This is a genomic window from Mesorhizobium sp. M1142, assembly GCF_040318565.1.
Lineage (GTDB): Bacteria > Pseudomonadota > Alphaproteobacteria > Rhizobiales > Rhizobiaceae > Mesorhizobium.
In genome coordinates this window covers 351174-364022 of the sequence record NZ_JAMYMK010000003.1, presented here as the reverse complement: position 1 = coordinate 364022, position 12849 = coordinate 351174, and the positions used below count along the sequence as shown (strand labels likewise).

The following is a 12849-nucleotide window of genomic DNA, read 5'->3' as shown; positions in this document are numbered from 1 at the left end:
CCTCAGCCGTAGTGGACTTTGCGTTCCACATAGCGGAACTGGATCGCTGTGAGCGCGATGACGATAGCCATCAAAATGACCGACTGCGCCGCCGAGTCGCCCAGGATCAGATTGACAAAGCCGTCATTGTAGACCTTGTAGACCAGCGTCTCGGTCGTCTTGCCCGGCCCGCCGCCGGTGACGGCATGAACGATGCCGAACGTGTCGAACAGGGCATAGACGGTGTTGACGACCAGCAGGAAAAAGGTTGTCGGCGCAAGCAGCGGGAAGACGATGGTCCAGAAGCGCTTGGTTTCGCCGGCGCCGTCCATGGCCGCCGCTTCGATCAGCGTTTTCGGCACCGCCTGCAGGCCGGCGACGAAGAACAGGAAATTGTAGCTGATCTGCTTCCAGGCAGCCGCCGACACCAGCAGGATCATGGCGTGGGTGCCGTTGAGCAGTGGGTCCCATGCGATGCCGAGGCTTCTCAGCAAATAGGCCAACGAGCCTATCGAAGGGTTGAACAGAAACAGCCACAGCATGCCGGCAATCGCCGGCGCCACGGCATAAGGCCATATCAACAGTGTGCGGTAGAGGCCTTTGCCGCGCATGGCCTTCTCGGCCATAACCGCGAGCAGCAGGGCCGCAACCATGGCAACGATCGCGGTCGCAAGCGAGAACACCACCGTGACCTTGATCGAGTTGAGATAGGCCGGATCGGCCAGCACCTTCCGGAAATTGGCAAACCAGACGAACCTGCTCTTCAGCCCGAACGGGTCTTGCCTGAGCATCGACTGGTAAAGCGCCTGACCGGCCGGCCAGTAGAAGAAAACCAGGGTTATGGCGAGCTGTGGCGCCACCAGCAGGTAGGGCAGGATATTGTTGGGAAAGACGACGCGTGGAGACAGGCTGATTTCCCTCGCTATCCAGGCATCGCCCACACGCGCGCGCGTGGGCGATATTCCAACCGACTGACCGAGACGATCTCGTTAGTTGTCCAGGGCTTCCTTGATTGCGGCGTCGCCGCGCGCGACCGCATTGTCGAGGGCCTGCTGGGCGGTTTGCTGGCCGGCCAGCATCTTCTCCAGCTCCTCGTTCTGGATATCGCGCACCTGCGGCAGATTCGGCAGGCGCACGCCCTTCGAATTGTCGGTCGGCGGCTTGCCGATCATCTGCAGGATGGGTGTCTCGCGGCCGGGGTTCTTTTCATAGAAGCCTGATTTCTTGGTCGCCTCGTACGCGGCGAGCGTCACAGGCAGGTATCCCGACTTCTGGTGCAGGTATTCCTGCACATCAGTCTTGGACAGATAGGCAAAGAAGGCGGCAACGCCCTTGTATTCCTCGTCCGACTTGTTGCCGAACACCCATAGGCTGGCACCGCCCGGCGTTGTGTTCTGCGGGGCACCCTTGGCGTCACTGTCGTAGGGAAGCTGGCCGATGCCATAATTCATGCCGGACTTGACGATATCGCCGAGGCCGCCCGACGATTCGGTGAAGATGCCGCATTCGCCGGCGAGGAATATCTGCTTGGCTTCGGAGGTGCGTCCGCCATATTTGAACGTGCCGTCCTTGGCCAGGTCGGCGAGCGCCTGGAAGTGGTTGACGAAAATCGGCGCATTGATCTTGAGTTCGACGTCGCCGCCGGCCAGGCCATTCTGCTGGGTCGCCCAAGGCACGTCATTCCACGCCGCGAAATTCTCCAGATGGATCCAGGTCAGCCAGGTCGAGGTATAGCCGCAAGAGGCGGCGCCGCTCGTTTTGATCTTCTTGGCGGCTTCCCAAACCTCGTTCCAGGTCTTGGGCGGATTGTTCACGTCGAGGCCTGCCTTCTGGAAGATGTCCTTGTTGTAGTAGAGGATCGGCGAGGAGGAGTTATAGGGGAAGGACAGCATGGTGCCGTCCGGCTTGGAATAATAGCCGACGATGCCGGGCAGATACTGGCTCTTGTCGAAAGTCATCCCGGCGCCGGTCATCACATCGGCCACCGGCTTTATCGCACCCTCGGCCGCCATCATCACGCCGGTGCCGACGTCGAACACCTGGAGGATATCGGGCGCTTGCCCGGCACGAAAGGCAGCGATGCCGGCATTCAGCGTCTCCGGATAGGTGCCCTTGAACACCGGAACGAGCTCATATTCGCTCTGGCTGGCGTTGAAATCCTTGGAGATCTTGGCGACGACCTCGGCGTTGGCGCCGGTCATGGCGTGCCACCAGCTGATCTGCGTGACGGCGAAGGCGGAGGTGGTGGAAAGCAGGGTCACGGTGGCGGCGATACCGGCCGCAAAGCCGAAGAACTTCATGTTTCATCTCCCGTTTGTCATTGGCGAAAGGGGCACCTCCGCAAAGCCAATATGTGGCGCTGATGACAATCGGACAACGGTTTTGTTGCCGATCAATGAACACCATTCCTTCCTAAAGTGCACTCGCTACCGAAACCGGGCGTCAGAAACGACATCACCGCCTTTTCGGCGCAGCGGCATCGGTTTTCCCCCGAAAAGACCCGCCTCATGGCCTACGGGTTAACTATTCGTTAAAATCTCCAAGAGCTAATCCGTCACACCTCCCCTGTTAGTTTTGACCGAGTGAACCAGAATGCTGACGGTCTATAATTGTATCGTAAATCAGCACGACCTGAGACTGGTTGCGCTCGCCGCACTCGTCTGTGGAATTTCTTGTTTCTCAGCAGTTAATCTCCTTAAGCATGTCGGCCGATCGACCGAGCGAAACCGGCTTGTCTGGCTGATGATCGCCGCGGCCTCGACCGGGTTCGGCATATGGGCGACGCATTTCATCGCCATGACCGCGTTTACGCCGGGAATACCGAACGCATACAATCCGGGATTATCCGCCTTTTCGCTTGCCGCCGCCGTCATCCTGACCGCGCTTGGGATGTGGGTCGCCACCTTGCGCCGCGGCATCGACCATTTCCTCGTCGGTGGTGCCATTCTGGGCGGCGCCATCGCGACGATGCACTACATCGGCATGGCGGCTTTCGAGGTCGAAGGCCGGGTCGTATGGAACCTGCTCCTTGTCGCGATGTCGCTTCTGGCCGGCGTGACCCTTGCGGCACTGGCACTCCTGGTCGTTTTGCGCCGCCCGTCAGCAGTCGCGACTCTCGGCGGCGCCGCGCTTTTGACGCTGGCCATTTGCAGCTTGCATTTCATCGCGATGGCCGCGGTGTCGATCATTCCGGATTCCTCGATTGAAATATCCGAACATTCCATCGAGCCCATTTCCCAGGCCTTTGCCGCAGCGGTCGCCAGCCTTGTAATCCTTGTGCTGTCAGGTGCCGCGCTGTGGATCGATCTGCGCTTTCGCCACCAGAAGCTCGAGGCCGAGCGCATGCACGATCTCGCCAATGCGGCGGTGGAAGGTCTGATCGTTTGCGATGGCACCCGCATCGTCAGCGCCAATGACAGTATGGCGAAGCTGACCGGAACAGCGACAGCCACCCTGAACACGATGCAACTCGGCGAGCTTTTCGACGGACAGAGCGCAGCCGCTATGTCCGGCTTCGGCGAACAGGCGCAGGAAGCGAAATTAAGGGGCAGCGACGGCGCGAGAATTCCTGTCGAGCTGATCGCCAGGAAGATCACCTACTGCGGCAGGCCTCATACGGTGCTTGCCGTTCGCGACATCCGTGAGCGCAAGAAGGCAGAAGAAGAGATTCTCCGCCTCGCGCATTTCGATCCGCTTACCGGGCTTGCCAATCGGCGGAGCTTTTCTTCCCGGCTGGAAGCAGAAGTCGCCTCGATGGATCGTGGCGGCAAGGATGGATATCTGGCGCTCCTGCTGCTTGACCTCGACCGGTTCAAGCAAGTCAACGACCTCTACGGCCACAGCGCCGGTGACGCGATGCTGCAGAAGCTCGCGCACTGCATCTCCGGCATCCCGCGCAACGGACAGATGCTCGCGCGTCTCGGCGGTGACGAATTTGCCATCATAGCTCCGAACCTCCCCGACCCCTTGGCCGCAGGCCGGATAGCCGAGGACTTGCTGGCGGCGATCCGCGAGGAAAACAGGGTTTCGGTCGGCTCCGGCCTCGTCTCGGCCAGCATCGGCATCGCCTTCTTTCCGCTGGATGCCGAAGACCAGGCCGGCCTGATCAGCCATGCCGACACGGCACTCCATCGCGCCAAAACCGAAGGCAGGGACACTTACCGGTTTTTCGAGATAGCCATGGGCACCGCGGCCCGCGACAAGCGCGTGATGGAGCATGAATTGCGCCAGGCCATCGCCCGCAAGGAGTTCCACCTCGTCTACCAGCCTCAGAAGGAAATCCGCGGCGGCAGGATGATCGGCTTCGAAGCCCTGGTCCGGTGGCAGCACCCTGAGCGGGGTGATATTTCTCCGGCTGTTTTCATCCCCGTGGCCGAGGACAGTGGCGCGATCGCCCAGATCGGCGACTGGGTGCTGACGACGGCTTGTAACGATGCTGCTCGCTGGACAAATCCGCTGATGGTCGCCGTCAACGTCTCCGCCGTGCAGCTTCACAATCCGAACTTCAGCCGCAAGGTGCATGATGCACTGGCGAGGTCCGGCCTGGCACCCGGCAGGCTGGAACTGGAGATCACCGAAACAGCCCTGGTGAAGGATATGCCCCGCGCGCTGGCGGCCTTGAGGCAGGTCAAGGCGCTTGGCGTGCATGTAGCGATGGACGATTTTGGCACCGGCTACTCTTCGCTGTCCAACCTTAGCGCCTTTCCCTTCGACAAGATCAAGATCGACGGGTCGTTCATCAAATCGGTCGACAAGAACGCCCAGTTCGCGGCGATCGTCCGCGCCGTGCTGGGGCTTGGACGCGGTCTCGGCCTACCGGTCCTTGCGGAGGGCATCGAGACGCCGGGTGAATTGCAGTTCTTGGATGCCGAGGCTTGCGAGATCGGGCAAGGCTATTACCTCGGCAAACCGGCTCCGATCGAGACGTTCGGCGAACTGACGGGCGTGGCTGCTCCGGCAATCCGCACAGCCAGCCGACGCGGCGCAAGCATTGCCGTGCTCAAGCCGCGCCTGCGCACGGTCTGAGCCTATCCCGGCTGAAGCGCCGCCTCGACCAGACGCTTGGCATCCGGCCCCGACCATTCGGCCGGGCCGTTCATATGGGCGATGAGGCAGCCTTGCCCATCGATCAGCATGGTGACGGGCAGACCTAGCGCCAGGCCGCGCGTCTTGACGTCGTTGAACAGCGACATCGTGGCATCGCGATAGTAGCCGAGCGACTTGACGCCGGTGTCCTCCAGGAATTTCTTCGGTTTGGCATCGTCGCCGGCATCGACGTTGACGGCAACAACCTGAAACGCATCGCTGCCCATCTCCTTCTGCAGCGCATCGAGCGCCGGCATTTCGGCGCGGCAAGGTGCACACCATGTCGCCCACAGATTGAGCAGCACCGTCTTGCCGGCATGATCGGCGATCGTCGTCGGCTTGCCGTCGGGGCCGTTGAAGGCAAGGCTTTTCAGCGATTGCGGCGGATCCGCCGGCAAAAGCGCGGCAACCTGGCCGGTAGCAGCGGCGGCGATCTTCTTGGCACGGTCGGTCTTGGCGACGCAGGCGGCGTCGTCCTTGCCGCCGCCGGCGGCCACTTGCGCGGGCGCCTTGTTGCCAGAACTGCTTTCCCTGACATATACCGCGACCGCGCCGGCCAGCACGCCCGCAACCAAAGCGGCGAGGATGAGACGCAAAGCCGGGAAGAATCTATTGCCGTCTGCCATTTTTTAAAAACTGCTCCGGAGCACGGGTTATAGCGATGAACGACAAGAAGGCCAGCAACCAGATGTGGGGCGGACGTTTTGCCTCGGGTCCGGCCGCAATCATGGAAGCGATCAACGCGTCGATCTCGTTCGACCGCAAACTCTATGCGCAGGATATTCGCGGCTCGATCGCCCATTGCCAGATGCTGGCGCAAACGGGCATTATTTCGGCGGCCGATCAAGAAAAAATCACTCACGGGCTGAACACGATCCTGGCAGAGATCGAGACCGGCACATTCGAGTTCTCCACCAGGCTGGAAGACATCCACATGAATATCGAGGCCCGTCTGGCCGATTTGATCGGGCCCGCAGCTGGCCGCCTGCATACCGCCCGCTCGCGCAATGACCAGGTGGCGGTCGACCTCAGGCTGTGGGTCAAGGACGAGTGCTTTCGCGTCGCCGAGGCGCTGAAGGGCCTGATCACGGCGTTCCTGGATCGCGCCGAGGAGCATGCGGCAACGGTGATGCCGGGCTTCACCCACATGCAGGCGGCGCAGCCGGTGACCTTCGGCCATCACTGCATGGCCTATGTCGAGATGTTTGCGCGCGACCTGTCTCGCGTCCGCGATGCGATTGAGCATATGGATGAAAGCCCGCTCGGCGCTGCCGCCCTTGCCGGCACCAGCTTTCCGATTGACAGGCACGAGACAGCGAAGGCGCTTGGCTTCCGCGAGCCGATGCGCAATTCGCTCGACAGCGTTTCGGATCGCGATTTCGCGCTCGAGTTCCTGGGCGTAGCAGCGATCTGCGCGACGCATCTGTCGCGACTGGCTGAAGAGATCATCATCTGGTCGACGCCGCAATTCGGCTTCGTCAGGCTGTCGGATAGTTTCTCGACGGGTTCGTCGATCATGCCGCAGAAGAAGAATCCCGACGCTGCCGAACTGGTGCGCGGCAAGACCGGCCGCGTCACCGGGCACCTCGTCGGCTTGCTGACAGTAATGAAGGGCATGCCGCTGACCTATGGCAAGGACATGCAGGAAGACAAGGAATCCGTCTTCGACGCGGCCGAGACGCTCGACCTGATGCTGGCGGCAATGACCGGCATGGTGCGCGACATGACGGTGAACACCGCGGCGATGAAAAAGGCTGCCGGCGCCGGCTATTCGACTGCGACCGACCTCGCCGACTGGCTGGTGCGCACGCTCGGCCTGCCGTTCCGCGAGGCGCACCATATCACTGGCCGGGCGGTGGCGCTGGCCGACGACAGGAAGATCGGGCTCGACAGGCTTTCGCTGGAGGATCTGCAGTCCATTCACCCCGGTATCAGCGCCGACGTGTTTTCGGTTCTTGCCGTGCAGAATTCTGTAAAGAGCCGCACGAGCTTCGGCGGCACCGCGCCGTCCGAGGTGCGCAAGCAGATCCGCTACTGGAAAAAGCGGCTCGCCAAGGCGTAAGACGCGGGGTGCAATGGCCGCAAAACTCGGCTAGAAGCGGCTGCGGGCAACAGTTTCGGACGGATGGCACGATGACCGGAAGCAGGATTTTGGTGACGCTGACGCTGTTGGCAGCAATGGCCACCGTTGCGGCCTGCGGCAGGAAGGCTGCGCTCGATACGCCCTACGCGGCCGCCGTGCAGGCCCGCAAGGACGCCGAGAAGGCCAAGCAACCTTTGCCGCCGGAGCCGGAAAAACCTGTTGAGGACAAGAAATTCATCCTCGACCCGCTGCTCTGATTTTTCGGACCAATCTCGTGAACCATTTCGACTACCGCGACGGCGCGCTGCATGCCGAGGACGTGGCGATATCAGACATCGCCGCCAGCGTCGGCACGCCATTCTATTGTTATTCGACGGCGACGTTGACCAGGCATTTTCGCGTCTTCACAGAGGCCTTTGCCGGGCTCGACGCCCTCGTCTGCTATGCCATGAAGGCGAATTCGAACCAGGCCGTGCTGAAGGTGTTGGCAAGACTCGGCGCCGGCGCCGACGTGGTCTCGGAGGGCGAATTGCGCCGCGCTTTGGCGGCCGGCATTCCGGCAAGCAAGATCCTGTTTTCGGGCGTCGGCAAGACCGCGCGCGAAATGGATTTTGCGCTCTCGGCCGGCATTCTCTGTTTCAACGTCGAATCCGAACCGGAGCTGGAGCTGCTGTCGGCCCGCGCGACCGCGCTGGGCAAGATCGCGCCGATCTCGCTGCGCATCAATCCGGATGTCGATGCCAGGACGCACAACAAAATTTCGACTGGGAAGGCCGAGAACAAGTTCGGCATTCCCTGGCAGCAGGCACGAAAGGTTTATGCCCGCGCGGCTGAGCTGCCGGGCATCAAGGTCACCGGCATAGACACCCATATCGGCAGCCAGATCACCGAATTGCAGCCCTTCGACGAGGCCTTTGCGCTGCTGGTGGAGCTGGTCGGCGCCCTGCGCTCCGACGGTCATGCCATCGAGCACATCGATCTCGGCGGCGGCCTTGGCATTCCCTACCGCGTCGACAACAACCCGCCGCCTTTGCCCGATGCCTATGCCCGGATCGTCAGAAAGCATGTCGCCGAGCTCGGGCTGAAAGTGATGTTCGAGCCAGGCCGGTTGATCGTCGGGAATGCCGGCATCCTGGTCTCGGCGGTGATCTTCGTGAAGGAGGGCGACGCCAAGAACTTCCTCGTCGTCGACGCCGCGATGAACGACCTGATCCGGCCGACGCTTTACGACGCTTTCCACGACATCAAGCCGGTGGTGCAGCAGCCGGCCGCAGCACCGCGCATGAAGGTCGACGTCGTCGGCCCGGTTTGCGAGACCGGCGACTATCTCGGGCTCGACCGTGACCTGCCCCGGCTGAAATCCGGCGACCTGATCGCTGTCGCCACCGCCGGCGCCTATGGCGCCGTCCAGGCTGGCACCTACAATACCAGGCTGCTGGTACCGGAAGTGCTGGTCGACCGCGACCGCTTCCACGTTGTGCGCCCGCGCCAGACCTATGACGAGCTGATCGGACTGGACTCGGTGCCGGACTGGTTGGAGTAGAACTCTGCAGCTACAGGCGGTGCTGAATGAGCGCCCTGGTTTCGGCGATCCTGTTCTCGTTCCGGCGATAGAATGTCCACTGCTTGATGCGCTTGCTGCGCAAAAGCCCTGCCTGGGTCAGCACGCGCATATGTTCGCTGAGCGTCGCCTGGGTGATCCCCAGCTTTTCCGCGATCAGCAGCGCGCAGACTCCGTCGTCGACCAGATCGCCGTCCGCCTGCGGCGGAAAATGCGCGCGCGGGTCCTTGAGCCAGTCGAGGATCTGCAGCCTGCGCTCGTTGGCAATCGCTTTGAAGAGGTCGACCTCTTGCATTTAGCCACTTTGCCAAGTTACTAAGTAATGTCAACTCTGAATGTCAGCCCTGGGAGTGAAAGCATGCTGCACGGCCACACGATCACACGCGAGCGCATTGCGGCGATGGAACCACGCATCCGACCCTTCGTGCGCCACACGCCGGTGCTGCGCGTCGACATGGCCGATTTCGGCCGCCCGGCTCTGCCGGTCGACCTGAAGCTTGAGTGCTTGCAGCATTCCGGCTCGTTCAAGGCGCGTGGTGCGTTCACCAATCTCCTCGAACGGCCGGTTGCTGCGGCCGGCGTCGTCGCCGCATCGGGCGGCAATCACGGCGCCGCCGTCGCCTATGCCGCCATGCGACTCGGCCACAAGGCGACCATCTTTGTTCCCGAAGTGAGCCCGCAGGCCAAGCTGGACCGCATCCGTGGCTACGGCGCCGAGCTGATCGTCGGCGGCGCCCGTTATGCCGAGGCGCTGGCCGCCAGCGAGAGCTTCGCCGAAAAATCCGGCGCCCTGCAGATCCACGCCTTCAATCAGGAGGAGACGCTGGTCGGGCAGGGCACGCTCGGCCTCGAAATCGAGGCCGACCTGCCGAAGCTCGACACCCTGCTGGTCGCTGTCGGCGGCGGCGGCCTGATCGGCGGCATCGCCGCCTGGTTTTCCGGCCGCATCAGGATCATCGCTGTTGAGCCGGAGGGTGCGCCGACGCTTCATCGCGCGTTCGCGGCGGGCCGACCCGTCGACGCGCCGGCTGAGGGCGTCGCCGCCGATTCGCTCGCGCCAAAGCGTGTCGGCGAAATGATGTTTCCTATCGCCGAGGCATTCGTCGAGCGCTCGATCCTGGTCGGCGACGACGACATTGTCGCCGCCCAGGCGGCGCTGTGGGACCGCGTGCGAATCATCTCCGAGCCGGGCGGTGCGGCCGCCTTCGCGGCGCTCCTGTCCGGCCGCTACGCACCGGCTAGAGGCGAGCACGTTGCCGTACTGGTCTGCGGCGCAAACGCCAATCCGGCGAAATTCTGACAATATCCGGGGCATTATTGTTCACGTTTTGGGGAACCGCCTCGCCTTCGCCGTGTTTGTTGGTATCCTTAGGGCGATGTGCATCCGCTTGGACGCACGAAGTACGCGCTAAGATTTTAGGTCTTCGCATCGTGCTTCCCGGAAATCGACTTTTCGGGCCCATGCGATAGACTCGTGAGGCCTGGGCTATCCCGCCCGGCCAGGAAGGGCCGATGACGCAACGACCCATTTTCACCAGCGATCGCAGTCTGGCCAGGCGCCTTGCCTTGAGCCGGCTGGGGACGCAGGTCTCGATAATCGTCGAACGCGGCTGGCCATTGCTGCTGCCGCTGATCATCGTCGCCAGCCTGTTCCTCAGCATTTCGTGGCTCGGCCTGTTCCCATTTTTGCCCGATCTGGCGCGGATCGGTCTTATCACGGCATTCGGCGTCGCAGCGCTTGCCGCACTCTACCCGCTGCGTTTCTTCCGCACGCCATCCAGTGCCGAGGTCGACCGCCGCATCGAGGCGGCCAACCGGCTGCTGCACAGCCCGGTGCAGGTCCAGACCGATCGCCCGAGCGGCAAGGAAAGCATTTTTTCGCAAGCCCTGTGGCGCGAGCATCAGCGGCGCATGGCTGACCGGCTGGGCGAGCTTGGCGGCGACGTGCCGCGCACACGCGTGCCGGAACGCGACCCGTGGGCGTTGCGCGCCGTTGCCGCGCTTTTGTTGGTCACTGCCTTTGCCTTCTCCTTCGGGCCGTCGGGCGGCAGGCTGGGCGACGGCTTTGTTGCCCGTGCCGCCCGCGACGTCGTGCCGCCGCGCATTGATGCCTGGGTGACGCCGCCGGCCTATACCGGCAGGCCGCCGATATTCCTGAACGCCCCAGTCCTTGCCAACAACGCCACTCAAACGGCGCCGACCTTCACCGTTCCGGAGGGCAGCGATGTGTCGCTGCGCGTCACCGGCGGTTCGGGCGAGGAAACGCTGAGTTACGCCGACACCGGCGGCAACACCCGCGCCATCGATCCGACCGGGCCGCAAGCCGCCAAGACTGAGGCAGCTCCGGCAACGCCTTCCACCGTGCGCCAGTTCAGCGGCAAGTTGACGGCCGACGGCACGCTGACGCTGCAGTCCGGCGACGGCGAGCTCGGCCGCTGGGCCTTCGCCATAATTCCCGACAAGCCGCCGCAGATCCGCTTTGTCGGCGAGCCGAAGCGCGCCGTCAACGGCGCCTTCGAACTCAACTACCAGATTGACGACGACTATGGCGCGGCCTCCGCCAAGGCCGTTTTCGCATTGGCCGATCCGCAGGCACCCAACGCGCATCCGCTCTATGGCCCGCCGGAAATGCCGCTGACGTTGCCGCGCCGCGGCGGGAAGGCGAATGCCGCTAAGACGACGAAGGACCTGACCGACCATGTCTGGGCCGGTGGTAACGTCAAGCTGTCGCTTGTCGCCACCGACGGTGCCGGACACACGGCGACCAGCGAAACCAAGACGCTGGTGATGCCGGAGCGGCCATTCTCCAACCCGTTGGCGCGGGCTGTTGTCGAGCAGCGCCGCATGCTGGCGCTCGACGCCTATGCCAAGGACCGGGTGCTCGACCTGATGGATGCGATCACGCTCAGGCCCGAAGACACGTTCGACAACATGACGCACTACCTCGCCATCATGAGCGCCCGCACCCGGCTGAAGATGGCTGACAGCGACGACCAGTTGCGCGACGAGGTCGCTTACCTCTGGGAGATCGCGCTCGGCATCGAGGAAGGCAATCTGTCGGCGGCCGAGAAGCGGCTGCGCCAGGCGCAGCAGGCGCTGCAGGATGCGATCAAGAACGGCGCCAGCGACCAGGAGATCGAGAAGGCGATGAAGGAACTGCGCGAGGCGATGAACCAGTTCCTGCAGGAATTCGCTGCGCGGGCGCAGCAGAATCCGAATGCGCCACAGATGCAGCAGAACGGCCGGGAACTGCGCCAGAGCGACATCGACCGCATGATGGACCAGATCGAGAACCTGGCGAAATCCGGCAATCGCGACCAGGCGCAGCAATTGCTGTCTGAGCTGCAGGACATGATGAACAATCTGCAGGCAGGCCGCCAGCAACAAGGCGGTCAGCAGGACAGCGAGATGCGTCAGCAGATGGATAAGCTGGGCGAGATCATGCGGCGCCAGCAGGAGATGATGAACGACACCTTCCGCATGGACCAGATGCAGCGTGGCCAGCAACAGCGCGGGCAGAACCGCGACGAGCAGCTCGGCGAGAACGGTGAGCCGGGCCCGATGGACGAACAGGGCAAGCCCGGCCTGGGCGACGACCGCGATCCGCTCGGCCGGCCGGGGCAGATGACGCCGCAGGAATTCGCCGATGCGATGAAGCAGTTGCAGGAAGGCCAGGGCAAGCTGCAGAGCGAGCTCGATCAATTGAGGAAGAGCCTCGAAGGCATGGGCCTCGACTCCAATGAGGGGTTTGGCGAGGCCGGCAAATCCATGGGCAATGCCGAACAGGCGCTCGGCGAGGGCGAAGGCGACCAGGCCGTCGGTCACCAGGGCCGCGCATTGGAAGCCTTGCGCAGGGGCGCCAAGGACATGATGAAGCAATTGCAGGCAATGCAAGGCGACCAGGGCGGCAACGGCCAGGGCGGACGACAGCAGAATGCCGACCGTGACCCGCTCGGGCGGCCCCGCACCAGCGAGGGTCCCGATGACGGGAGTTCGGTGAGAGTGCCTGACGAGATCGACGTGCAGCGTGCCCGCCAAATCCTCGAAGCGATCCGCAAGCGGCTCGGCAATGCACTCAGCCCCGATATCGAGCGCAGCTATCTGGAGCGGCTGCTGGAGCTGAAGTAAGGCTGCCTGTATT

General features: G+C 63.0%; 10 protein-coding genes. 6 read left to right on the top strand and 4 right to left on the bottom strand.

What is annotated here, in order from left to right; all coding sequences use genetic code 11:
- Nucleotides 1-2 precede the first annotated feature (2 nt).
- Nucleotides 3-887, bottom strand: a complete 885-nt coding sequence (gene ugpA / locus NKH42_RS08210; protein WP_352691050.1) for a sn-glycerol-3-phosphate ABC transporter permease UgpA — start codon at nucleotides 885-887, stop codon at nucleotides 3-5.
- Nucleotides 888-968: 81 nt separating this feature from the next.
- Nucleotides 969-2279: a sn-glycerol-3-phosphate ABC transporter substrate-binding protein UgpB gene (gene ugpB / locus NKH42_RS08205; protein WP_352691037.1), complete on the bottom strand. Its 1311-nt coding sequence runs from the start codon at nucleotides 2277-2279 to the stop codon at nucleotides 969-971.
- A gap of 292 nt (nucleotides 2280-2571) precedes the next feature.
- Here ugpB and NKH42_RS08200 point away from each other — a divergent pair, with 292 nt between their 5' ends.
- The gene (locus NKH42_RS08200; RefSeq protein ID WP_352704437.1) at nucleotides 2572-5004 is read left to right on the top strand and encodes a bifunctional diguanylate cyclase/phosphodiesterase; all 2433 of its coding nucleotides are present in this window, start codon (nucleotides 2572-2574) and stop codon (nucleotides 5002-5004) included.
- A 2-nt stretch (nucleotides 5005-5006) separates the two neighbouring features.
- Here the strand turns inward: NKH42_RS08200 and tlpA are convergent, their stop codons facing one another.
- Complete coding sequence (gene tlpA / locus NKH42_RS08195) at nucleotides 5007-5690, bottom strand: thiol:disulfide interchange protein TlpA (RefSeq protein WP_352691040.1); 684 nt, start codon at nucleotides 5688-5690, stop codon at nucleotides 5007-5009.
- 35 nt (nucleotides 5691-5725) lie between these two features.
- Here tlpA and argH point away from each other — a divergent pair, with 35 nt between their 5' ends.
- From argH to lysA, 3 genes are all read left to right on the top strand, one after another.
- Nucleotides 5726-7126 carry an argininosuccinate lyase gene (gene argH / locus NKH42_RS08190; protein WP_352691041.1) on the top strand — a complete coding sequence of 467 codons (1401 nt, stop codon included), beginning with the start codon at nucleotides 5726-5728 and terminating at the stop codon, nucleotides 7124-7126.
- Between the two features lie 71 nt (nucleotides 7127-7197).
- Complete coding sequence (locus NKH42_RS08185) at nucleotides 7198-7404, top strand: hypothetical protein (RefSeq protein ID WP_023677931.1); 207 nt, start codon at nucleotides 7198-7200, stop codon at nucleotides 7402-7404.
- 17 nt (nucleotides 7405-7421) lie between these two features.
- Nucleotides 7422-8690: a diaminopimelate decarboxylase gene (gene lysA / locus NKH42_RS08180; protein ID WP_352691042.1), complete on the top strand. Its 1269-nt coding sequence runs from the start codon at nucleotides 7422-7424 to the stop codon at nucleotides 8688-8690.
- Nucleotides 8691-8700: 10 nt separating this feature from the next.
- Here the strand turns inward: lysA and NKH42_RS08175 are convergent, their stop codons facing one another.
- Nucleotides 8701-9003, bottom strand: a complete 303-nt coding sequence (locus tag NKH42_RS08175) for an ArsR/SmtB family transcription factor (protein WP_352691043.1) — start codon at nucleotides 9001-9003, stop codon at nucleotides 8701-8703.
- 63 nt (nucleotides 9004-9066) lie between these two features.
- Between NKH42_RS08175 and NKH42_RS08170 the strand changes: the two genes are divergently transcribed.
- Both NKH42_RS08170 and NKH42_RS08165 read left to right on the top strand, forming a co-directional pair.
- Entirely contained in the window at nucleotides 9067-10008 is a 942-nt protein-coding gene (locus NKH42_RS08170; RefSeq protein WP_352974030.1) for a threonine/serine dehydratase, read from the top strand.
- A 212-nt stretch (nucleotides 10009-10220) separates the two neighbouring features.
- Nucleotides 10221-12836, top strand: a complete 2616-nt coding sequence (locus tag NKH42_RS08165) for a TIGR02302 family protein (protein WP_352704395.1) — start codon at nucleotides 10221-10223, stop codon at nucleotides 12834-12836.
- Nucleotides 12837-12849 lie beyond the last annotated feature (13 nt).

What these genes read in the sequence shown, in the direction of transcription:
- ugpB (WP_352691037.1), bottom strand. Translation starts at nt 2,279, where the DNA reads ATGAAGTTCTTCGGCTTTGCGGCCGGTATCGCCGCCACCGTGACCCTG.
- NKH42_RS08200 (WP_352704437.1), top strand. Translation starts at nt 2,572, where the DNA reads ATGCTGACGGTCTATAATTGTATCGTAAATCAGCACGACCTGAGACTG.
- tlpA (WP_352691040.1), bottom strand. Translation starts at nt 5,690, where the DNA reads ATGGCAGACGGCAATAGATTCTTCCCGGCTTTGCGTCTCATCCTCGCC.
- argH (WP_352691041.1), top strand. Translation starts at nt 5,726, where the DNA reads ATGAACGACAAGAAGGCCAGCAACCAGATGTGGGGCGGACGTTTTGCC.
- NKH42_RS08185 (WP_023677931.1), top strand. Translation starts at nt 7,198, where the DNA reads ATGACCGGAAGCAGGATTTTGGTGACGCTGACGCTGTTGGCAGCAATG.
- NKH42_RS08175 (WP_352691043.1), bottom strand. Translation starts at nt 9,003, where the DNA reads ATGCAAGAGGTCGACCTCTTCAAAGCGATTGCCAACGAGCGCAGGCTG.
- NKH42_RS08170 (WP_352974030.1), top strand. Translation starts at nt 9,067, where the DNA reads ATGCTGCACGGCCACACGATCACACGCGAGCGCATTGCGGCGATGGAA.
- NKH42_RS08165 (WP_352704395.1), top strand. Translation starts at nt 10,221, where the DNA reads ATGACGCAACGACCCATTTTCACCAGCGATCGCAGTCTGGCCAGGCGC.